17 protein-coding genes are annotated in these 21,157 nt (G+C 56.2%); 7 read left to right on the forward strand and 10 right to left on the reverse strand.

Annotated features, from left to right (window positions below):
* Window positions 1-47: 47 nt before the first annotated feature.
* Window positions 48-1,157 (forward strand): tRNA epoxyqueuosine(34) reductase QueG, encoded by a 1,110-nt coding sequence (gene queG, locus LG301_RS09895; protein WP_404470991.1) that lies wholly within the window; start codon window positions 48-50, stop codon window positions 1,155-1,157.
* Window positions 1,158-1,160: 3 nt separating this feature from the next.
* Here the strand turns inward: queG and orn are convergent, their stop codons facing one another.
* On the reverse strand, window positions 1,161-1,745 hold the full coding sequence (gene orn / locus LG301_RS09900) for an oligoribonuclease (protein ID WP_404470992.1): 585 nt from the start codon (window positions 1,743-1,745) through the stop codon (window positions 1,161-1,163).
* A 145-nt stretch (window positions 1,746-1,890) separates the two neighbouring features.
* Between orn and rsgA the strand changes: the two genes are divergently transcribed.
* The 3 genes from rsgA (at window position 1,891) to asd (ending at window position 4,670) form a co-directional block, all read left to right on the forward strand.
* On the forward strand, window positions 1,891-2,910 hold the full coding sequence (rsgA, locus tag LG301_RS09905) for a small ribosomal subunit biogenesis GTPase RsgA (RefSeq protein ID WP_404470993.1): 1,020 nt from the start codon (window positions 1,891-1,893) through the stop codon (window positions 2,908-2,910).
* A gap of 64 nt (window positions 2,911-2,974) precedes the next feature.
* A complete protein-coding gene (locus LG301_RS09910; RefSeq protein WP_404470994.1) occupies window positions 2,975-3,817 on the forward strand; it encodes a sulfurtransferase in 843 nt (280 codons plus the stop codon).
* Between the two features lie 10 nt (window positions 3,818-3,827).
* Window positions 3,828-4,670: an archaetidylserine decarboxylase gene (gene asd, locus LG301_RS09915; RefSeq protein ID WP_404470995.1), complete on the forward strand. Its 843-nt coding sequence runs from the start codon at window positions 3,828-3,830 to the stop codon at window positions 4,668-4,670.
* A 29-nt stretch (window positions 4,671-4,699) separates the two neighbouring features.
* Here the strand turns inward: asd and epmA are convergent, their stop codons facing one another.
* Complete coding sequence (gene epmA, locus LG301_RS09920) at window positions 4,700-5,680, reverse strand: EF-P lysine aminoacylase EpmA (protein ID WP_404470996.1); 981 nt, start codon at window positions 5,678-5,680, stop codon at window positions 4,700-4,702.
* Between the two features lie 78 nt (window positions 5,681-5,758).
* A complete protein-coding gene (efp, locus tag LG301_RS09925) occupies window positions 5,759-6,325 on the reverse strand; it encodes an elongation factor P (protein WP_404470997.1) in 567 nt (188 codons plus the stop codon).
* A gap of 100 nt (window positions 6,326-6,425) precedes the next feature.
* On the opposite strand from efp, the gene epmB reads away from it, so the two are divergent.
* On the forward strand, window positions 6,426-7,448 hold the full coding sequence (gene epmB, locus LG301_RS09930; RefSeq protein ID WP_404475229.1) for an EF-P beta-lysylation protein EpmB: 1,023 nt from the start codon (window positions 6,426-6,428) through the stop codon (window positions 7,446-7,448).
* A gap of 51 nt (window positions 7,449-7,499) precedes the next feature.
* On the opposite strand, the gene leuA is transcribed toward epmB, so the two are convergent.
* Both leuA and LG301_RS09940 read right to left on the reverse strand, forming a co-directional pair.
* Window positions 7,500-9,206, reverse strand: a complete 1,707-nt coding sequence (leuA, locus tag LG301_RS09935; RefSeq protein WP_404470998.1) for a 2-isopropylmalate synthase — start codon at window positions 9,204-9,206, stop codon at window positions 7,500-7,502.
* 16 nt (window positions 9,207-9,222) lie between these two features.
* Window positions 9,223-10,092 (reverse strand): ion transporter, encoded by an 870-nt coding sequence (locus LG301_RS09940; protein ID WP_404470999.1) that lies wholly within the window; start codon window positions 10,090-10,092, stop codon window positions 9,223-9,225.
* Window positions 10,093-10,252: 160 nt separating this feature from the next.
* On the opposite strand from LG301_RS09940, the gene LG301_RS09945 reads away from it, so the two are divergent.
* Complete coding sequence (locus LG301_RS09945; RefSeq protein ID WP_404471000.1) at window positions 10,253-11,086, forward strand: DUF6694 family lipoprotein; 834 nt, start codon at window positions 10,253-10,255, stop codon at window positions 11,084-11,086.
* Window positions 11,087-11,157: 71 nt separating this feature from the next.
* Here the strand turns inward: LG301_RS09945 and serB are convergent, their stop codons facing one another.
* From serB to pgi, 5 genes are all read right to left on the reverse strand, one after another.
* Window positions 11,158-12,075: a phosphoserine phosphatase SerB gene (serB, locus tag LG301_RS09950; protein ID WP_404471001.1), complete on the reverse strand. Its 918-nt coding sequence runs from the start codon at window positions 12,073-12,075 to the stop codon at window positions 11,158-11,160.
* A 3-nt stretch (window positions 12,076-12,078) separates the two neighbouring features.
* On the reverse strand, window positions 12,079-14,334 hold the full coding sequence (gene parC / locus LG301_RS09955; RefSeq protein WP_404471002.1) for a DNA topoisomerase IV subunit A: 2,256 nt from the start codon (window positions 14,332-14,334) through the stop codon (window positions 12,079-12,081).
* Between the two features lie 75 nt (window positions 14,335-14,409).
* Window positions 14,410-16,377 carry a methyl-accepting chemotaxis protein gene (locus tag LG301_RS09960; RefSeq protein ID WP_404471003.1) on the reverse strand — a complete coding sequence of 656 codons (1,968 nt, stop codon included), beginning with the start codon at window positions 16,375-16,377 and terminating at the stop codon, window positions 14,410-14,412.
* Window positions 16,378-16,496: 119 nt separating this feature from the next.
* Entirely contained in the window at window positions 16,497-18,392 is a 1,896-nt protein-coding gene (gene parE / locus LG301_RS09965) for a DNA topoisomerase IV subunit B (RefSeq protein WP_404471004.1), read from the reverse strand.
* Between the two features lie 175 nt (window positions 18,393-18,567).
* Window positions 18,568-20,298: a glucose-6-phosphate isomerase gene (gene pgi, locus LG301_RS09970; protein WP_404471005.1), complete on the reverse strand. Its 1,731-nt coding sequence runs from the start codon at window positions 20,296-20,298 to the stop codon at window positions 18,568-18,570.
* Between the two features lie 114 nt (window positions 20,299-20,412).
* Between pgi and cmoA the strand changes: the two genes are divergently transcribed.
* The gene (cmoA, locus tag LG301_RS09975; RefSeq protein ID WP_404471006.1) at window positions 20,413-21,156 is read left to right on the forward strand and encodes a carboxy-S-adenosyl-L-methionine synthase CmoA; all 744 of its coding nucleotides are present in this window, start codon (window positions 20,413-20,415) and stop codon (window positions 21,154-21,156) included.
* Window position 21,157 lies beyond the last annotated feature (1 nt).

Below are 21,157 nucleotides of genomic sequence, written 5' to 3' on the forward strand. Positions count from 1 at the left end.
CTAATGCGGTAGCATAGCGCGCTTAACGCGCCAACGTTGCCTTCCCCATGCTAAGCACCACCACTTTTGCATTATCTAGCGATGAGCTGCTTCGTCTTGCCAACCTCATCAAAACCTGGGGCCGCGAGCTCGGTTTTCAGCAGGTCGGCATTACCGATACCCAGCTGGCCGACCATGAAGCCCATCTTAATAGCTGGCTTGAGCAGGGCTATCATGGCGAGATGGGCTTTATGCAAAAGCATGGCACTAAGCGCACTCGCCCGGAAGAGCTAGAGCCTGGCACGCAGCGCGTTATCAGCGTACGTATGGACTACCTACCCGCCGAGGTTGAAAGCGCCAAGGTGCTCGGCCAACCTCAGCGAGCCTACGTTTCCCGCTACGCCTTGGGTCGCGATTATCACAAATTAATGCGTAAACGCTTAGCCCAACTGGCAAAAAAAATCGAGCATGAGGTAGGCACCTTCGGCTACCGTGCTTTTGTGGATTCAGCCCCGGTGATGGAGCGCGCATTAGCACAAAAGGCTGGGCTTGGCTGGTTTGGCAAAAATGCCATGCTACTGAACCCCAAAGCGGGTTCGCTATTTTTCTTAGGTGAACTCTACACCGACCTACCGCTGCCGGTGGATGCACCGTTTGAACACGAACACTGCGGAAGCTGTAGTGCTTGCCGCACGGCTTGCCCGACAGGCGCCATCGTTGATGATAAAGTCGTCGACTCACGCAAGTGTATTTCCTACCTCACCATTGAGCTGCACGGTGCGATCCCCCTTGAATTTCGCCGCGCCATGGGCAACCGAATATATGGCTGCGATGACTGCCAGCTGGTCTGTCCCTTCACTCGCTTTACCCGCATCACCCAGGAGGCAGACTTTGCGCCACGCCACGATCTGGATCGTGCCGAGCTGCTCAGCCTTTTTGCCTGGGGTGAAGAGGAGTTTTTGAACAAAACCGCAGGCAGCCCCATACGGCGTATTGGCTATGAACGCTGGCTGCGTAATGTCGCCATTGGACTAGGCAACGCGCCCTGGAGCGAAGCCGTGGAAGCTGCGCTGTGGGCGCGTAGGGCCTACCCAAGCGAACTTGTCCGCGAGCATGTTGCCTGGGCGCTCGACGAGCAGCGCCACAAGCGGGATGCGCGTATCGCAACGCAAACCTGAGGGCTACTCCTCTTCGTCGCAGCTCCCCTCTACTCGCAAAAACGTGCTGCGGTAGTGAGCAAGCTCAGCGATCGACTCTTTGATGTCATCCATCGCCAAGTGAGCATTCTGCTTTTTGAAACCCACCAGCGCGCCAGGATTCCAGCGCTTGGCCAGCTCCTTCAGTGTAGACACATCTAAATTGCGGTAGTGGAAGAAGGCCCACAGTTCGGGCATTTCACGCTCTAAAAAGCGTCGGTCCTGATGAATACTGTTGCCACACATTGGCGATGAACCCGCCACCACATACTGACGCAAAAAATCGAGCGTTTGACGCTCGGCCTCTTGAGTCTCAATAACACTCGCTTTTACCCGGGCCACTAACCCAGACTCACCGTGCGTCTTCTGATTCCACTCATCCATGCCAGCCAGGAGGCTGTCGGGCTGCTTGACAGCGATAACCGGACCTTCTGCCACCACGTTCAACTGAGCATCGGTGATGAGCGTCGCCACCTCAATAATGCGCTCTTTGTCCGGCTCCAAACCGGTCATTTCTAAATCAATCCAGACCAACAGGTCGCTACGCGGTGCAACGCTTTGCTCGCTCATTACATCTATTCCTTGGCCAGTATCGCCTTCAAAACGGCGAATTGAGTAAAAGTGTCGCTTATATTGCCCTAACCCGCACCCCGTACAGGACAGTAAGCCGCCCAGGTGGGTACAATGCCACTATTGTACCGAGCATCGGGTGGTCATGAGCAAACGTAAATTAAGTCGCCAGCAGCAGTGGCGCGTCGAAAAGATCCAAGCCGAACGTGCTCAGCGCGCAGAAAAACGCGATGTGCAGGATGCCGAAAAGCTCTCTGCGGGTGAATACGGCCCTGAACAGCCGGGCCGGGTAATGGCCCACTTTGGCCGCACGCTGGAAGTTCGCGACGCTGATGGCACCCCCGTGCGCTGCCACCTGCGCGCTAACCTTGACGGCTTGGTCACCGGCGACCGCGTGATTTGGCGGGCAGGTCAAGACGGCTCTGGCGTGGTGGTTGCCCGCGAAGAGCGGGATAGCATTCTGAAGCGCCCCGACCCGCGCGGCCAGCTAAAGCCCGTGGCGGCCAATATCGATCAGTTACTGATTGTGTTTGCCGTAGAGCCAGCCCCTCACCCCAATCTGATTGACCGCTATTTAGTGGCGGCTGAAGCCACGGGTATTGCGCCTGTGCTGGTGCTCAACAAAACCGACTTATTGCCAGACGACGGTGGCGAGCTAGGGCAACTGCTTGAGCGCTATCGCGCGCTTGGCTATCCAGTGGTGCGCACCACTACGGCCAACCCCGAGGGGCTCGACGCCCTGCGCCAACAGCTAGAAGGGCGTACCTCCGTCTTCGTCGGACAAAGCGGCGTGGGCAAATCATCGCTGATCGACCTACTGCTGCCTGATGAAACCCTGCGCATTGGCGCACTGTCAGAAGATTCACGCAAAGGCACTCACACCACAACCACGGCACGGCTTTATGCCATGCGAAGCGACGAGGTCAGTAACGGCGAGCTGATTGACTCCCCAGGTATTCGTGAATTTGGCCTGATCCATTTAAATGAGCAGGAGGTGACCGATGGCTTCATCGAGTTTCACCCCTACCTTGGCCACTGCCGCTTTCGCGACTGTCGTCACCGAAATGAGCCGGGCTGCGCTTTACTTGACGCCGTCGAGGCAGGCAAGATTCATCCCGAACGCTTTGCCAGCTATCGCCGTATTCTGGATAGTTTAAACGCGTAACTCTGATGTTTAGAACAATTGCCCAAGATTTTCATACCTTCAGTTGAAAGACAGGGAGCCGCACATGAGCACCGTCAGCCACTCATCAGAACACAATATACTGCCACTCATCGTGGAGCCGGAAGCGCTGCAAGCGCATCTGGGCGACGATCAACTGTTGATTATCGACGTACCGGCAAACGGCGATAGCTATCGCCAGGGCCATGTGCCTGGCGCAATTTTCCTCGACTTTCGCTATCTCATGCGCGGTGAAGGCCCAGTGCCTAACGACGTGCCGCCGGTTGAGTTTCTTTCCAAGCTATTCAGCGCCCTGGGATTAACTCGCGATACGCACGTGGTGGCCTACGATGATGAAGGGGGCGGCTGGGCAGCGCGTTTGCTCTGGACGCTAGAGCTGATCGGCCATACCCGCTACTCCTACTTAAATGGCGGCATCCACGCCTGGCGCGATGCTGGCCTGGAAGAGAGCACCGAACAGACCGCACCAACGCCGAGCGACTACCACGCCGAGATTCTTAATCCGCACGCGCTGATCACCTGCGATGAAATTAAACAGAAGCTAGACGATAAACAGTTTGCCATCTGGGACGCTCGCTCAAAAGCAGAGTACGACGGCGAGCGTGGCAATAATAAGCATTTGGGCCATATACCTGGCGCCGTCAACATGGACTGGGTCAACGCCATGGACCCCAAGCGCGCGCTGCGAATTCGCGATTATGCCGAGCTGATCACCGAGCTGCAGGCCATGGGGCTAACCCCAGAGATGGAAGTTGCCACCCACTGCCAGAGCCACCACCGCAGCAGCTTTACCTGGTTAGTCGGCAAAGCGCTAGGGTTTAACATGCGCGGCTATGCAGGTTCCTGGGGCGAGTGGGGCAACCGCGACGATACACCTATCGAGAAATGAAGAAATTACTGTGACCCTTTCCCAAAAAGCTTTTTCACTACTTCAATACCCGCTGCCTCAGCACACGCTGTCGCGCCTGACGGGTAAATTTGCCCAGTGCGACAACCCCTGGGTAAAAGACACCCTGATTAAAGCGTTTATCAAGCGATTCAAGGTGGATATGAGCCAGGCGCTGGAGCCAGACCTCACCACCTACGCCACATTCAACGACTTTTTTACCCGCGCACTGAAAGCGGATGCTCGCCCACTGGGTGAAGGAGTACTTAGCCCTGCCGATGGTACGCTCTCCCAGTATGGTCGCCTCACCACGGCAGGCAAACTGGTGCAGGCAAAAGGCCACACTTATTCTGCCGAAACCTTGCTGGGGGGTGATAAAACCCTGGCCGACGAGTTTCTAGACGGCAGTTTTGCGACGGTCTACCTCTCACCTCGCGACTACCACCGCGTGCATATGCCGGTGACCGGTACGCTGCGGGAAATGATTTATGTGCCGGGGCGGCTCTTTTCGGTCAACCAAGCCACCGCCAACTACGTGCCGGGCTTGTTTGCTCGCAATGAACGTTTGGTATGTATCTTCGATACGGAACACGGCCCCATGGCGATGGTGTTGGTCGGCGCGATGATTGTGGCAGCGATTGAAACCGTCTGGTCGGGACAGGTCACGCCACTATCAGGCCACCCTCAGCGCATGCGCTTCGGGCAGCCGATCGTGCTGGAGAAAGGCGCGGAGATGGGCCGTTTTAAGCTCGGCTCCACCGTGGTGATGTGCTTCGCCAGGCCCGTGACGTTTGACAACCACTCGCTGGGGGCAAACGTGCAAATGGGCCAGACCCTCGGTGCCCCAGCGCCCTGAGATGATAGGCCGCTAGCTGTTGGCGTTAGTCAGCAGTTGGCGGTTGAAAACGCCAAGACCTCTTCCAGGCGCGTCTTTCCCAGCGCCTGCTGGATAAGCCGGTCTAACCCCAGCGCTACGCCAGAAGAGGCGGGTAATCCCTGTTCTAGGGCCGCCAATAACTGCGTATCCACCTCTACTTCCGGCAACCCCAAGCGGCGGCGCTGGGCATTATCCGCGTCAAAGCGCTGGCGCTGCTCCTCGGCATCGGTCAGCTCATCGTAGCCATTGGCCAGCTCAACGCCGTTGAGATATAGCTCGAAACGTGAGGCTACCCACTCGCCGTCGGCATCCTGATGGCGCCGGGCTAACGCCGCTTGGCTAGCCGGGTAATCCATCACCACGCTAAGTTCCTGCTGGCCTAGAGTCGGCTCAATCACTATCCCCATCAGCAAGTCCAGGCAGGTATCACGGCCTTCATCGGCCAATGCATGAGCCGACATATTACCCCGCTGTGCTGCTAGCGTTCGCAGAGTGTCCAGCGATGTGGTGAACGGGTCCACCGCCAAGTGGCGATGAAAGAGTTCACGGTACCGGTAATGCACCACAGGGCCTGGTGACTGAGGCAACACGTGCGTCACCAGCGCCGTCGTTTCTTCGATCAGCTGTGCCAGCGTGAAACCGGGGCGGTACCACTCCAGCATGGTGAACTCAATGTTGTGCCGCGCCCCTACTTCCCCATCACGAAAGCTTTTTGCCAGCTGAAAAATCGGTCCACTATTAGCAGCCAGCAGTCGCTTCATATGAAACTCGGGCGATGTTTGCAGCCACAGTTTGCGCTGGCCTTTATCGGTGCGAGCAAGCGTAGATAGCGATACGAGATGCACATCGGTGCTGCCTCCCTGGCCAAGCACTGGCGTCTCTACTTCCCATATATCCCGTGCTGCAAAAAAACTGCGCACCGTCGCCATCAAGCGTGCACGCGCGCGCAGCGTTTCCATCGTTGCGGTCGGCTGCCAATTAGCCGTCATTCTTTTCTCCCTTACAGCATAAAGCCACGCGTGAGTGGCGCGTGGCTTTATGAACAGCTTACGGCTTTCAGCGCACCCTTAAGCGCGTGATACGTACTCACCGGAACGGGTGTCGACTTTCAGCACTTCACCCTGATTGATAAACAGCGGCACGCGAACCACTGCGCCGGAAGAGAGCGTAGCCGGCTTAGACCCGCCCTGCGCGGTATCACCTTTTAGGCCGGGATCCGTTTCCACCACTTCCAACTCGATAAAATTGGGCGGCGTAACGGAAATCGCTTTATCATTCCACAGCGTAATGGTGTACGGCACCTGCTCTTTAAGCCACTTTACCGTATCGCCCAACGCTTTCTTCTCTACGGCGTACTGCTCAAAGGAGCCATCGGTCTTCATGAAGTGCCACATATCACCATCGGTGTAGAGGTACTCCATTTCCAAATCCATGACGTCAGCGCCTTCCAACGAATCACCTGATTTGAACGTCTTTTCACCCACACGGCCGGTCATCAGGTTACGCAGCTTAACGCGGTTAAACGCCTGGCCCTTACCCGGCTTTACCAGCTCATTCTCAACAATTGAGCAAGGGTCGCCGTCGACCATTACTTTCAAACCGCCTTTGAATTCATTGGTAGAATAGTTCGCCATAATGCCTCTCAATATTTATTTCAGTCGCGTAACGCGCGAAGACATGCTTCGCTATATCGGTCTTAATCAGTGCGCGCATGATAACCCGAAGGAGGGCTTTTTGCAGGAGAACATCATTATCGCTGCTAATCAGGCCGCTGCCCAGTCTCCCAGCGCCTGGCAGCGGCAGCTTTCACACGCTATTCGCGATCCCGCTGCCCTGTGTGAACGCCTAGGCTTGGGCCAAGCGTGGCTTTCGGGCGCACACGCCGGGCATCAGCTGTTTGAGATCTGCGTTCCTGAAGCGTATTTGGCGCGTATTGTGCCTAATGATCCTAACGACCCTCTGCTGCTTCAAGTTCTCCCTACCGGAGATGAAACAGACGTAACGCCTGGGTACGTGACGGACCCGTTGGAAGAGGCCGACCACCGCCCTATTAAAGGGCTGATCCATAAGTACGCTAATCGCGTGCTACTGATCGCCAGCCCTGCCTGCGCGATCAACTGTCGCTACTGCTTTCGCCGCCACTTCCCCTACAGCGAAAACTCGCCTTCTCGTACCCAATGGCAAGAAGCGCTGGACTATCTGCGTGCCGACACCTCTATTCACGAGGCGATCCTCTCCGGTGGCGATCCACTTGCTGCCAGCGATCGGCAGCTTGCTTGGCTAGTCGAACAGCTAGAGAGCATTCCTCACCTAAAACGGCTGCGCATTCACACCCGCTTGCCCGTGGTCATTCCTGATCGTGTGGATGAGGCCCTGCTTGACTGGCTAAGCAGCACCCGCTTACAAAAAGTCGTTGTCCTACACATCAACCACGCCAATGAAATTGACCAGGCCGTGGTGGATGCCTGCACGCGCTTAAAGCAGGCAGGCGTCACGCTGCTAAACCAAAGCGTTCTACTGCGCGGCATTAACGACAGCGTGCCCGCCCTTGCAGCTCTCTCTGAGCGGTTATTTGAAGCAGGCGTGCTGCCCTATTACCTGCATGTATTTGACCCCGTCAAAGGGGCTGCCCACTTTGATGTGTCCGATGCAGAGGCAAAAACACTTGTGAATGAGCTACTAGCGCATCTACCCGGCTTCTTAATGCCGCGGCTCGTCAGAGAGGTGCCCGGTAAAAACAGTAAGACGCCCCTTTAACACGCACGAGGAGGCCAAAGCGCCTCCTGCACATCAGCTTAAAAACGTGCTTTACCCCAACGACTCTGCCGTCACATTCGCCGCCGCAGGCTGAGCCGAATGGTGGCGGTTGATGGCGCTCAGCACGCCTTTCATGGAGGCGCTGGTGATACTTTCATCGGTGCCTACGCCAAACACGGCGTTGCCATCAATGCGCACTTCCACGTAAGCAATGGCCTCGGCATCCGCCCCTTGGCCGCGAGAGTGCTCGTGGTAGTCGATAATTTCGACATCCTGACCGCTCGCCGCGAGCGCTTTGATAAAGGCCGCCAGCGGGCCATTGCCTTCACCGGTCAGCGTTTGCCGCTGACCGCTGCTCTCCACCATGGCCTCTAGCACCACCTTGGGGCTATCCGGTTCAGAAGAGAGGCGGTGGTTCACCAGCGCCAGCGGTGAGCGCTGCTCAAGATATTCGTCGGCAAAGGCTTGGTAGATCATTTGGGAGGTGATCTCTTTACCCGTGCGGTCGGCCACCTCCTGCACCACTTGGCTGAATTCGATGGAGAGCCTGCGCGGCAGCTCGATACCGTGCTCCTGCTCTAACAGATAAGAGATGCCGCCCTTGCCTGACTGGCTGTTCACACGGATGACCGCCTCGTAGCTGCGGCCAACGTCCAGCGGGTCAATGGGCAAATAGGGAACATCCCACGGCGCTTCTGGGTGCGCGCGACGGTCGGCCATGCCCTTTTTAATAGCATCTTGGTGGGAGCCTGAGAACGCGGTAAAGACTAAATCGCCGACATAGGGGTGGCGCGGATGAACGGGCAGCTGATTGCAGTACTCCGCCTCGCGCATGATCGGGGTAATATTGGAGAAGTCGAGCGCTGGGTGAACACCCTGGGTATACATGTTCATCGCCAGCGTAACGATATCCACGTTGCCGGTTCGTTCGCCGTTGCCAAACAGCGTGCCTTCCACGCGATCCGCACCTGCCATCAGCGTAAGTTCGGCCGCCGCGACACCCGTACCCCGGTCGTTATGGGGGTGGACGCTAACGATCAGGGTATCGCGCTTTTTCACATGGCGGCAGAACCACTCAATCTGATCGGCATAGTTATTGGGTGTCGCCACCTCCACCGTGGCCGGCAGGTTGACGATCATTCTGTTGTCGACGCTGGGGCCAAAGGTGTCCATCACCGCTTCGACGATCTCGACCGCGAAGTCCATCTCGGTGGTGGTAAATAGCTCGGGAGAGTACTGGAAGGTCCAGTGGGTTTGCGGGTTGGCCGCCATCAAATCACGAATTTGCGCGGTGGCATCCACGGCGATTTGGATGCACTCGGTTTTATCCACATTGAACACCACCCGGCGAAACATAGGATCGGTGGCATTATAGACGTGAACAATGGCGTTTTTGGCGCCTTTCAATGCTTCAAAGGTGCGCTCAATCAGGTGCGGACGCGCTTGGGTCAGCACTTGAATGGTCACGTCCTCGGGGATTTTATCTTGCTCGATTAATGTGCGGACAAAGTCAAAATCCGTTTGCGAGGCGGAGGGAAAACCCACCTCGATCTCTTTAAAGCCGATCTTCAACAGCATGTCGAACAGGCGCTGCTTGCGCTCATGGTCCATGGGGTCAATCAGCGACTGGTTGCCGTCCCGCAAGTCAACACTGCACCAGATCGGCGGCGTTTCAATACGCTGGCTTGGCCACTGACGATCGGGCAGGTCCACGGCCACGAAGGGGCGATACTTTTTAGAAGGGTCGGATAGCATCATAGCGGCGCTCCAGTCGTTAATCTGTTGTAGGGGAATCCGAAGGACGATAGGAAGAAGGCGTATTCCGCTCCGCTAGCGCCGACTCCATGCGATCAAGCTGGGCGCGTAAATCGCGTACGTCGTTGCGTAGGCCTTGCATCTGGGCAACATCGCCCTCTTCATTATCCAAATCGAGTATCGCACTCTCTTTCTGCATAACGTCCAGCACAATACCAATCATCATATTGAGAAAGATGAACGCGTTCAAAAAGATAAAGGTTAAAAAATAGATCCAAGCGTAGGGGTAAACCTCCATCGTCGGATACAGCACGGCAGTGGCCCAACTCTCAAACGTCGCCACTTGAAACAGCGTTAGCATGGCCAGGGAAATATTCCCCCAAAGGCCTTCGTCCACATTGTGAAACAGAAAACTGCCGATGGCGCCATAGATGTAGAAGATGATAAACATCAATAATACGACGTAGCCCATCCGTGGAATCGACTTCACTAAGGCACTAAGCAGCATCTGTAGTTCAGGAATCATCGAAACCAGACGCAGCACGCGGAAAATCCGCAGCAGCCGCGCTAACAGCACCATCTCTGAATCATCCATAGGAATTAGGCTGGCGGTGACGATCAAGAAGTCGAAAACGTTCCAGCCCTTCTTAAAGAAGCTGACTAAGTTGCGCTCCGCCGCCATTCTGATCAAAATTTCGACCAGGAAGAATACCGTGACCGCTACATCAAGATAGAGCAACCACTGCTCTATACGGGAGGTTTCTTCGTAAGTTTTCGCGCCAATCACTAGCGCGGAGATAACGATAATGGAAATTACCAGCCCTTCAAAAAGCTTGTTAGAACGCAACTTTTCAAAGCGGGCTTGCCAGGTATTGAAGGGTTCACTCATGGAACAAGGCGTCTCTAAGGGTGTAATCGGCACACTTTATACCAAACTATTTACCGATCCACAGGGGCTGATGCGTTTTGATTTGAGCGTATCGGCTAGTGGTCGATATGACTTTACGGTAAGCTCCTCCCGGTTTAACGGCCTAGTTTGAGGTGAGTATATGTGGAGCCTGCTTAGGCTGCCTGCCCTATCGCTAACACTGCTAGTGATCGCGGGTTGTTCAGACCCCAAAATAGACACAAGCTCGATGCCCGCAGCGGTTGTCTCTGTTGAAAAAGTCCGCGATTCGCTGCCAACTTACAAGCGCGATGAGTTTGATACCGCACTAAAAATTATTGCCATGTCTTCGTTTAGCGATATCGACCTCTTTAACCCCCAGCGCATGAACGCAGCGGAAATTGCCGAATCAGCCAATGCCTATATGCATGGGCTCACCGGTGACGAAATCATCGAGCGCGCCGATGAAATGCTGCGCCAACGTCGCGCCCGGGAGCGGGAGCAGGCGCTACAAACGCTTAACCGCTTAGAAGTCAAACAGGCCAGCGCCCAGCGCGCGCAGGAAAACCTAGCACAAGTCAGCATTGATAGCGCCCGTTACTATCTCAGCACAAGCCCTTATGGCGCGCTGGAACCGGTAATCGAGCTAACGGTGACTAACCGCTCTGAGCAAGCTGTTTCAGAACTGATGCTGCACGGTTTATTGGAAAGCCCGGAGCGCGACATCACCTGGGTAGATGAAACCTTCTACTACGTGATTTCCGGCGGCTTAGCGCCAGGAGAAACCGACACGTGGAGCCTCGCTCCCAATCGGTTTGGCCCTTGGGGCAACGAGCAAATTCCTACCGGGGTCGAGCTGTCACTGACGCTAAGTGGGGTCAACGACGCTGACGGCAAGCCGCTGTGGAATGCACCACCGCTAACCGATAGCGAGTCCGCTCGGCTTGAGTCGCTGCGCACCGAGTATGGCATGAGCACCCAGACAACGGATAGCTAACCGACGAATAGCCCATTAGCTAAACGGCGGTGCTTATCAGCACCGCCGTTTTAGGTTGACATCGCGTCGTCTTAGAGTAGATCCGCGTCGCTATAGCCTAGTAGGTAAAGCACACCGTCCAGCCCTGCCACCGAGATTGCTTGACGCGCTTCAGCACGCACCAATGGTTTAGCGCGAAATGCTACGCCAAGGCCCGCAGTCGCCAGCATTTTTAAGTCGTTTGCACCATCACCGACGGCGACCGTTTGCGCCAATGGCACCCCTTCCCGTTCAGCAATGTGCGTTAACAGTGCTGCTTTACGCTCAGCATCGACGATCGGCTCCTGTACCGCACCGGTGACTTTACCATCCTCAATAACCAGTTCATTGGCATGAATTTCGTCAAATCCAAGCCGCTCCTGCAGGTAGCGGGCAAAGTAGGTGAAGCCGCCCGATAGAATCACCGTTCGATAGCCCAAGCGTTTCAAGTTCGCCATTAAGCGCTCAACGCCATCCATCAGCGGCAGCTCAGCGGCAATGCTGGCCAGCACTGACTCTTCCAAGCCTTCCAGTTTGCTCATGCGTTCGCGAAAGCTAGCTTTAAAATCCAGTTCGCCGCGCATGGCACGCTCAGTGACTTCCGCCACTTCTTGGCCCACTCCATGACGGCGTGCCAGCTCATCGATCACTTCCGCTTTAATCAATGTGGAGTCCATATCGAAGCAGACCAAACGCGGCGTGGCCGCGTCTCGGGAGGGCTGCACCACAAGATCTACTCCGTGCGCGGCACTCAGCGCCAGCGCCGCCTGGCGCAATGCCGTTAGCGTCTCGGGCGCACCGCATAAATGAAGCGCTAAGCAATCCATAGCGCTGCCGTGAGCCGTCTCTGCCAACGATTGGCGACGCTCTTCCTGCAGGCCAAACTGCGCTATAAACGCCGTCACCGCTGACTCTATCGCGGCCGTTAGGCGCGGCGCTAACAGTGTGACCAGAATATTCCCGCGTGCCATCCGTTACTCTCCAGCTTCTAAACGATCAACTTTTTGGAAACCACGCGGCAGCTTGCTGCCCCGCCTGCCGCGCTCACCGCGATAATACGCGAGATCGTCTGCTTTCAGCGTCAATTTGCGCTTGCCCGCATGGATAATCAGCTCTTTATTATCCGCCACAACGGTAATATCGCGTACAAACTCCTCGCGCCGTGCAGCACGGGGGCCAGGAATATCGAGCATCTTGTTGCCTTTGCCTTTGGCCATCTCCGGCAGTTGATCTAGCGGAAACAGCAGCAGGCGGCCTTCATTAGAGACCGAGGCGACCCAAAGCGCTTCGCCTGCCGGGACTTCAATCGGGGGCATCACGCTGCAGCCTTTCGGCACGCTCAGTACGGCCTTACCTGCTTTGTTTTTGCCGGTGAGCGCCTCAAGCTGAGCCACGAAGCCATAGCCACCATCGCTGGCCAAAAGATAACGCTGGGTGGGCGGTGCCAACATTAACCCCGCCATTTGCGCCCCCGCCGCCACATTCACGCGGCCAGTCACCGGTTCACCTTGCCCACGGGCGCTGGGCAAATTATGTGCCGCCAGCGTATAAGCGCGCCCTGTCTCGTCCAGCAGCACCAGCGGCTGGTTAGTTTTACCCCGGGCCGCGAGACGGAAACTATCCCCTGCTTTATAGGAGAGCCCTTCAGGGTCGATATCGTGGCCTTTGGCGGCGCGAATCCAACCTTTATCTGATAACACCACGGTTATTGGGTCGGCGCCTAAAAGCTCGACCTCAGAAAGCGCTTTCGCCTCGCTGCGCTCCACCAGCGGCGAGCGGCGCTCATCGCCATGCTCTTTACCGGCGGCGCGGATCTCTTTTTCGATCAGCGTAGTGAGCTTGGCTTCACTGCCCAGCAGCCCTTGCAGGGTTTTGCGCTCTTTCTCTAACTCACCCTGCTCGCCGCGAATCTTCATCTCTTCCAGCTTGGCAAGATGACGCAACCGCAGTTCAAGGATGGCTTCGGCCTGACGCTCAGTGAGACCAAACGCGCTCATCAGAGCAGGCTTTGGCTCGTCCTCTTCACGAATGATACGAATCACTTCGTCGATATTCAGGTAGGCCGTTAGCAGACCCTCCAAAATATGCAGGCGGTCTTCTACCTTGCCCAAACGGTGCTCCAGGCGGCGGCGCACCGTTGCGCGGCGAAAGCGCAGCCACTCGCCCAGCATATCGGGAAGCGGCATGACGCGGGGCCGGCCATCCAGGCCAATCACGTTCATGTTCACCCGCACGTTCTTTTCCAGATCCGTGGTGGCAAACAGGTGCGCCATTAGCGATTCAACATCAACGCGGCTTGAACGCGGTTCAATGACTAAGCGAGTGGGCTCTTCGTGGGTCGATTCATCGCGCAGGTCGGCCACCATAGGCAGCTTCTTCGCCTGCATTTGCGCGGCAATTTGCTCCAGCACTTTGGCACCGCTCACTTGATACGGCACCGACGTGATAACAATATTGGCTTCTTCGCGAATATAGCGGGCGCGTAATTTGACTGAGCCTCGGCCAGTCTCATAAAGCTTACGCAGGTCCGCTTGAGGCGTGATAATTTCTGCATCTGTCGGAAAATCCGGCGCAGGGACGAACGCCATTAAATCAGCAGTCGTGGCCTCGGGGTTGCGCAGCAGATGGCAGGTCGCTTCGACGACTTCCGTCACGTTATGAGGCGGTATATCCGTTGCCATGCCCACGGCAATCCCCGTGCCACCGTTAAGCAGCACATGGGGTAGACGTGCTGGCAGCACCACCGGCTCCTGCATGGTGCCGTCGAAGTTAGGCGCCCACTCCACGGTGCCCTGGCCCAGTTCGCTGAGGAGTACTTCAGCAAACTTGGAAAGTTTGGCCTCGGTGTAGCGCATGGCGGCGAACGACTTGGGATCATCTGGGCTACCCCAGTTCCCCTGACCATCTACCAGCGGGTAACGATAGCTAAAAGACTGCGCCATCAGCACCATGGCTTCGTAACAGGCGCTGTCACCGTGGGGGTGGAACTTACCCAGCACATCACCGACGGTACGCGCCGACTTTTTGTACTTGGCGTTGGCATGCAGCGCCAGCTCGCGCATGGCGTAAATAATCCGCCGCTGCACAGGCTTCATGCCATCGCCAATATTGGGCAACGCGCGGTCTAGAATGACGTACATCGAGTAGTCGAGGTACGCTTTTTCGGTGTAGTCGCGCAGGGAAAGACGCTCAACGTCGCCCTCCGCTACCTGAATATCCATGTCGATCATACTCTACCTTGACAACAAAACCGCCCCTTGCGGGGCGGCTAAATAAGCGGACTCGCGGCCACTTAACATGGCACGCTAAGTAAGATGCATGCTTGGCTTTTCTTTGACCGGTAACGCTGGAGTATTAGCACCACTCAGTGCACTGCCGTGAAACTCATCCAACAACCCTTTCAGGCGCTGCGCCTGCAACGAAAGCTCATTCGCAGCCCCCGCGGCTTGACTGACCAGCCCGGCATTTTGCTGGGTAACCGTATCCATCTGCGTCACCGCCCGGTTAATTTCGTCAATCCCATTGGTTTGCTCGCTGGAAGCTTGACTGATCTCACTGATACGCGCGGAGACTTCCTCAATGGCTGTGACGATCTCTTTCATGGCCGCTTCAGCCTCTCCCGCATAGCCACTGCCGGTAGCAATTTGTTCAGACGTGGTCTTGATCAAGCCGTTAATATTGCGCGCAGAAGCGGCACTGCGGGATGCCAACTCACGCACTTCGCTGGCCACCACGGCAAAGCCACGTCCATGCTCACCAGCACGCGCTGCCTCTACGGAGGCATTGAGTGCCAAAATATTGGTTTGGAACGCAATGTTCTCGATCACTTCAACAATAGAAGCTACTTCGACCGAACTCTCGTTGATGCTCTCCATCGATTGCGCCAACCGCGACACCTGCTCACCACCACGCTTCACTTTTGCAGCGGACTCTTTCACACGCTGGTCTGCCTCATGGGCGTTATCCGCATTGCGTTTCACCGTCGCGGCCATCTGCTCCATGGTGGAGGAGGTCTCTTGCAGCGAGGCAGCCTGCTGCTCTGTTCGGCTAGAGAGTTCATTATTACCCGCTGCAATCTCAGACGATTCGCTGGCAATAGCATCGGCGACACCGCGCACGTCACCAAATAGCTGCTGCAGCTTCTCCGAGTATCGATTAACAGCGCGGCGCAGTTCACCAATCTCATCGTCGCGATAAATGGTGAGTTCACGCCCGCCATCGTTTTGGCCAAGCTGGTCAATCTGATATGTTGTACTACGAATTTGTGCCAGTAAAACCCGACCGCCCCACCAGCCAAGACCTAATAGCAGCGCCAGCAGCGGCAAAATAAACAGCAGCAGATCTCGGGTTAGCGTTTGCGCCAAAGCGGTCACTCGCTCGCTTGGCGTCACTAGACCTAACGTCCAGCCCGTGGCGGGCATATCGAACAAGCGCACTTCAGCGGCGCTTGCCAATACCCCGGCGCTCTCGACGCTAGCTTGCGCATGACCTTCTTCCAGTGCCGCCACCACCGGATCGAGCCAAGGCTGGCTATCGGCGGCGCCGGCTAAGCTTTGCATCTCATCAGATGATGGCTCAACACCCGGTAAATCAATAATATTGCGTTCACTATCTAGTACAAACGCATAGCCACCGGTGCTATCGCCATTTGCTGATAGAAACGCCGCCACGCCGTCTAACTGCATATCAATCGTGGCAACCCCGGCAAAAGCGTCACCTCGATAGTACGGCACACTACAGGTCACCATGGCGACCCCAGTGGCAGGGTCACGATAAGCAGCTGACCAAACACACTGCCCAGGCGCAGCATCGCGGGCGCTGCTGTACCACGCTTCATCATGGTAAGGCGCGGCGCTGGCCGCGTTGTAGTCATCCAGAAAATCGAGCCCGCCCTGGCTATTGCGCGCCCAGAAAAAGCTAAACTTATCGACACTAGGTTCGAAGGCTCCAGGTTCTGGCCAAATACCGCCCCCGGCGATCGTACTATTGCTATTATCGTCCACCACATTAGGCAGCGCTTGTTGATAAAGCGCTTCATCCAGCGGTAGCGACTCCGCCAACGCCGCAAGGCTTGAAGTATTTCCCTCCACTCGCGCAAGCTGGCCGTTCAATGCATTCACAATCGAGTCACCCGTTCGCTCGATTAAGGATTGGCTGGCCTCCATGACTAAAGGCTGCCCACGCCATGCCATCACCCCGTAAATGCTTGCCCCCATCAGCAGCGTGAGTACCACGGCTGACAACGTCAACTGCCGAGAAATTGAGTTAAACAAAGGCGTTTCCCCCTAGACGAGCGCTCATTGCGCGTTGTTAATAAAGGCCTGTTGTTTAACTATCGGCTGATCGGCAAAGGACTCAAACAACGCAATGTTAACGTTTGTCTGCTTGCTAATTACACCTCGACATCCGCGAGATTACCGTAATCTTCCAGCCACTTTTTGCGGTCACCGGCGCGCTTTTTGGCCAGCAGCATATCCATCATTTCCATGGTGCCGTCGCCCTCTTCTAGGGTGAGCTGAACTAAACGGCGGGTTTCTACGGCCATGGTAGTTTCGCGCAGCTGTAGCGGGCTCATTTCACCCAAGCCTTTAAAGCGCTGAACATTGGGGGTGCCTCGCTTTTTCGCCAGCTGCTTGAGAATGGCGGCTTTTTCACTCTCATCCAGGGCGTAGTGCACTTCTTTACCTAAATCGATGCGGTAAAGCGGTGGCATCGCCACATAAACGTGGCCTGCATCGACCAGACTCGGGAAGTGGCGAACAAAGAGCGCGCATAGCAGCGTTGCAATGTGCAAACCGTCAGAGTCGGCATCCGCAAGAATGCATACTTTGTGGTAACGCAATTTCTCCAGATCCGCACTGCCGGGGTCAGCACCAATCGCCACGGCGATATCGTGAACTTCCTGGGAGCCGTAAATATCGTGGGTCTCTACTTCCCAGGTATTCAGGATTTTCCCTCGTAGCGGAAGAATGGCTTGTGTTTCACGATTGCGCGCTTGTTTGGCACTGCCACCCGCCGAGTCACCCTCAACCAAAAACAGCTCGCTTTGGGCGGGGTCTTGGCCGGAGCAGTCGGCGAGTTTGCCAGGCAGCGCAGGGCCAGACGTGACCTTTTTACGGGCGACTTTTTTGGATTTCTTCTGACGCTGCTGTGCAGCGCTAATCACCATGTCGGCTAACTGCTCTGCCTGCTCGATATGGTGGTTTAGCCACAGCGAAAAAGCGTCTTTCACTACGCCAGAGACAAAGCCTGCAATGGTGCGCGACGAGAGGCGCTCTTTGGTCTGCCCTGCAAACTGAGGGTCGAGCATTTTCACCGAGAGCACAAAGGACGCACGGTCCCACAAATCATCGGCGGTAAGCTTGATGCCTCGGGGCAACAGGCTGCGGTATTCACAGAACTCCCGCAGGGCATCTAAAAGGCCTGAGCGAAAGCCGTTAACGTGGGTGCCACCTTGGGGCGTTGGGATCAGGTTAACGTAGCTCTCCAGCAGCGCTTCGCCGCCTTCGGGTAGCCATTGAATTGCCCAATCCACACCGTTCTCATCATCCATAAAATGGCCGACAAAGGGTGCTCTAGGCAGCACGTCGTAACCATCAGTAGCTTCGGCAAGATAGTCGCGCAGGCCATCAGCATAGGCCCACTCGGTTTTTGTGCCGTCAGGTTCTACTAACGTGACAGCCAGCCCCGGGCATAACACTGCCTTTGCCCGCAGCAGATGCTTTAGCTTAGAGAGCGCAAGTTTTGGGCTGTCAAAGTAGCTCTCATCAGGCCAGAAGCGAACGAGCGTGCCCGTCGCTTTTTTTGCCGCCTTGCCAATTTCATGAAGCTCTTCGACTTTTTCGCCAAACTCAAATGCCATGGCGTGACGCGCGCCATTACGGGTAACTTCAACGTCTAGTCGGCGCGATAAGGCGTTAACTACCGACACGCCCACCCCGTGTAGCCCCCCAGAAAAGCGGTAACTAGAAGAGGAAAACTTGCCCCCCGAGTGCAGCTTGGTAAAGATCAGCTCAACGCCCGACACGCCGTGCTCGGGGTGTACGTCGATGGGCATGCCACGCCCGTTGTCTTGGACTTCAATGGCGCCATCCGACTGGAGTATGACGCTGATGGCCGTTGCATGCCCGGCAAGTGCCTCATCGACACTGTTGTCGATCACTTCTTGAGCAAGATGGTTGGGCCGCGAGGTATCGGTATACATACCGGGACGCTTACGCACCGGCTCGAGACCGGACAGGACTTCAATAGAGCTCGCGCCATACTGGGAGGCATCAAACTGGGTCATGTAGCGTCGGTTCCTGAAAAATAACGGTTCCTGAAAAAAAGCACTGCCAGCCGCCGCCCGCGACAGCTGACAAAAGGGCACAGGATAGCGGAAAACCAAAAAGCTGTATATCTAGCCATGCTTATTGTACGCCGCGGGGTAAACGATGCCCTGCGACAGAGGCAGCAAACCGCCCTTACTGGTTCCCGTGCTCCTGCTCTGCAGCCCAAAACGCCTCTATTAGCCCTCGGCTAGAGGCATCCATACGGGAAATATCGTTTTGGCCGTCGATGATCGCTTGCGTATCCGTGGCAATTTGCTTGCCAAGCTCGACCCCCCACTGGTCAAACGGATTGATATCCCATATCACCGCCTGCACAAAGACTTTGTGCTCGTATAGAGCGATTAAGGCTCCCAGGGTAGATGGCGTTAGCTTATCCAACAGCACCGTAGAAGAGGGCTGATTGCCCCGATAGCGCTTATGCTCTGGGCGGGGGCCGTCATCGTCTAAGGCGTCATCCCCCAGCATGAGTACCCGGGACTGAGCAAAGCAATTCGCCAGGGCCAGCCGGTGCTGAGCTTTCAAGTGGCGGCGTGTGTCCGGGTCTTCCACCTCATCGTAGCGTTTCAGCGGGGCAATAAAATCGCACACCACCGGCTGAGTGCCTTGGTGAAGCAACTGGTAAAAAGCGTGCTGTGCGTTGGGGCCAAGCTGCCCCCACAGTACCGGGCAGGTCGAGTAATTCACCGCCTTTCCCTGGCTGGTGACTGACTTGCCGTTAGATTCCATCTCCAGCTGTTCAAGATAAGCCGCAAAATACTCTAACCGCCCATCGTAAGGCAGTATCGAATGAGCGCGAATATCCAGAAAATTGACATTCCAAATACCTGCCAAGCCCAACAGCACCGGCAGGTTGTCTTCCATCGGCGCATGGCGGAAATGGGTATCCATCGCATGGGCACCTGCCAGCAGTTCGCGGAAGTTTTCCATGCCAACCACCAGCGCAATGGGCAGGCCAATGGTGCCCCATAGCGAGTAGCGCCCTCCCACCCACTCCCAAAACATCAGCTGGTGATCTGGCGCAATCCCCCACTCGCTCATTTTGTCGGGGCTAGCGGAAACCCCAATGAAGTGCTGGCGAATGACCAGCTCGGCGCTGACGGGGTTGGCATGGGTGCGGGTCTGCTGGCTGCCATCCAACACATCGCTATGCTTGGAAAGCCGCCCTAGCAGCCAGTCTCGGGCTGTGTTGGCATTGGAAAGCGTATCAATGGTAGTAAACGACTTCGACGAGAGCACAAAAATAGTCGTTTCTGGATTAAAGCGGCTTAAATAATCGGCCAGTTGGGAGCCATCCATGGTAGACGCAAAATGCACTTCTACCGGGTGAATATCCTTCGGTCGATAATCCGCCAGGGCGTGGGTGACCATCAGCGGCCCTAAATCCGAACCGCCCACCCCTAGGTTCACCACATGCCGGATCGGCTTACCGGTAGCACCGCGCCACTGCCCCGCGTGGAGCCGCTGCACTAAGCGCTCCATCTGGGCCAGGCTCTCGTGCACATCGCTGACCACGTTGTGCCCTTCCACATTGAGCACGGCATCGGCAGGTAGCCGAAGAGCGGTGTGCAGCGCTGGGCGATTTTCGCTGACATTTACCCGCTTACCGCTCAACAGGGCGTCAATCGCACCTGGCACGCCTGCTTCATGGGCCAGTGCTAACAGGTGCTCTAGGGTATCGTCGTCCCAACGCTGTTTGGAAAGGTCCAGGGTAAGCCCCGCCACTTGACGCGTAAAATTGGTCCAGCGGCTGGCATCGTCGCCAAATAGATTTTTCAAATGAACGCGTTGCAGCGACTGAGCATGCTGCGTCAGCGTTTGCCAAGCCGGTAGCGTATCTGGGGTTGCGCGTGTTGCTGATGCCATGTGCCCTCTCCTGTGGCGTCATTCCATGTGGCAGGAATCTATGATGGGCAGGTCTGTTCTGGTTAACCAAGGCCGCGTAAACTACGCAGCCTCATTAACAAACCTGGCTAGCCCATGAGTGATGCATCTTACCGCGACGCTATCTTTTCAACACCCCTTGATAAGGTGGCAAGGTTCTCCTTCGACGAACAGGTAGTCGCGTGCTTCCCTGATATGATCCGCCGTTCGGTGCCCGGCTATGGGCAAATCCTTGGCATGTTGAGCTTAATTGCTCAGCGCCATCTGCGCCATGGCGCCCATGTCTATGACCTGGGCTGCTCGCTGGGAGCATCGGGGTTGGCGCTGGCTGGCGCGCTGCCTGTCGATGCGTTTCGCTACACCGGGGTAGACCTTTCACCTGCCATGGCGGCTAGGGCCAAGCAAACGTTTCAAGAAGAGTGCCCTGATCACGCCATGCAGGTGGAAGAGACCGACATACGCACCCTTGAGTATGCGCCTTCCGGCATGATCATTCTCAACTTTACGCTGCAGTTTCTGCCCCCTGCTGACCGCGATGCGCTGCTGAAGCGGCTTTACAACGCACTAGAACCCGGCGGCGTGCTGATTTTGTCGGAAAAAACCATCGATGCCGATGAGCGGGATAACGCTTGGCGGGTGGAGCGCTACCACGACTTCAAACGCGCCAACGGCTACAGCGATATGGAAATCAGCCAAAAACGCACCGCACTGGAAAACGTACTGATCCCTGATACCTTAGACGCCCTGCATGGCCGCTTGGCTCAGGCGGGTTTTCCCCGCTCAATGACGTGGTTTCAGTACCTGAACTTCACCTCACTAATCGCCTTTAAGGAGGGGTGAC

It is taken from the genome of Vreelandella venusta (genome assembly GCF_044809155.1).
GTDB lineage: Bacteria > Pseudomonadota > Gammaproteobacteria > Pseudomonadales > Halomonadaceae > Vreelandella > Vreelandella venusta_B.

Excerpts from the sequence above, each read along its gene's own strand:
- rsgA (WP_404470993.1), top strand. The coding sequence starts at position 1,891 with ATGAGCAAACGTAAATTAAGTCGCCAGCAGCAGTGGCGCGTCGAAAAG.
- leuA (WP_404470998.1), bottom strand. The coding sequence starts at position 9,206 with ATGATGCTATCCGACCCTTCTAAAAAGTATCGCCCCTTCGTGGCCGTG.
- pgi (WP_404471005.1), bottom strand. The coding sequence starts at position 20,298 with ATGGCATCAGCAACACGCGCAACCCCAGATACGCTACCGGCTTGGCAA.
- LG301_RS09940 (WP_404470999.1), bottom strand. The coding sequence starts at position 10,092 with ATGAGTGAACCCTTCAATACCTGGCAAGCCCGCTTTGAAAAGTTGCGT.
- parE (WP_404471004.1), bottom strand. The coding sequence starts at position 18,392 with ATGACCCAGTTTGATGCCTCCCAGTATGGCGCGAGCTCTATTGAAGTC.
- efp (WP_404470997.1), bottom strand. The coding sequence starts at position 6,325 with ATGGCGAACTATTCTACCAATGAATTCAAAGGCGGTTTGAAAGTAATG.
- epmA (WP_404470996.1), bottom strand. The coding sequence starts at position 5,680 with ATGACGGCTAATTGGCAGCCGACCGCAACGATGGAAACGCTGCGCGCG.
- serB (WP_404471001.1), bottom strand. The coding sequence starts at position 12,075 with ATGGCACGCGGGAATATTCTGGTCACACTGTTAGCGCCGCGCCTAACG.
- queG (WP_404470991.1), top strand. The coding sequence starts at position 48 with ATGCTAAGCACCACCACTTTTGCATTATCTAGCGATGAGCTGCTTCGT.
- cmoA (WP_404471006.1), top strand. The coding sequence starts at position 20,413 with ATGAGTGATGCATCTTACCGCGACGCTATCTTTTCAACACCCCTTGAT.
- parC (WP_404471002.1), bottom strand. The coding sequence starts at position 14,334 with ATGATCGACATGGATATTCAGGTAGCGGAGGGCGACGTTGAGCGTCTT.
- LG301_RS09945 (WP_404471000.1), top strand. The coding sequence starts at position 10,253 with ATGTGGAGCCTGCTTAGGCTGCCTGCCCTATCGCTAACACTGCTAGTG.
- orn (WP_404470992.1), bottom strand. The coding sequence starts at position 1,745 with ATGAGCGAGCAAAGCGTTGCACCGCGTAGCGACCTGTTGGTCTGGATT.
- LG301_RS09910 (WP_404470994.1), top strand. The coding sequence starts at position 2,975 with ATGAGCACCGTCAGCCACTCATCAGAACACAATATACTGCCACTCATC.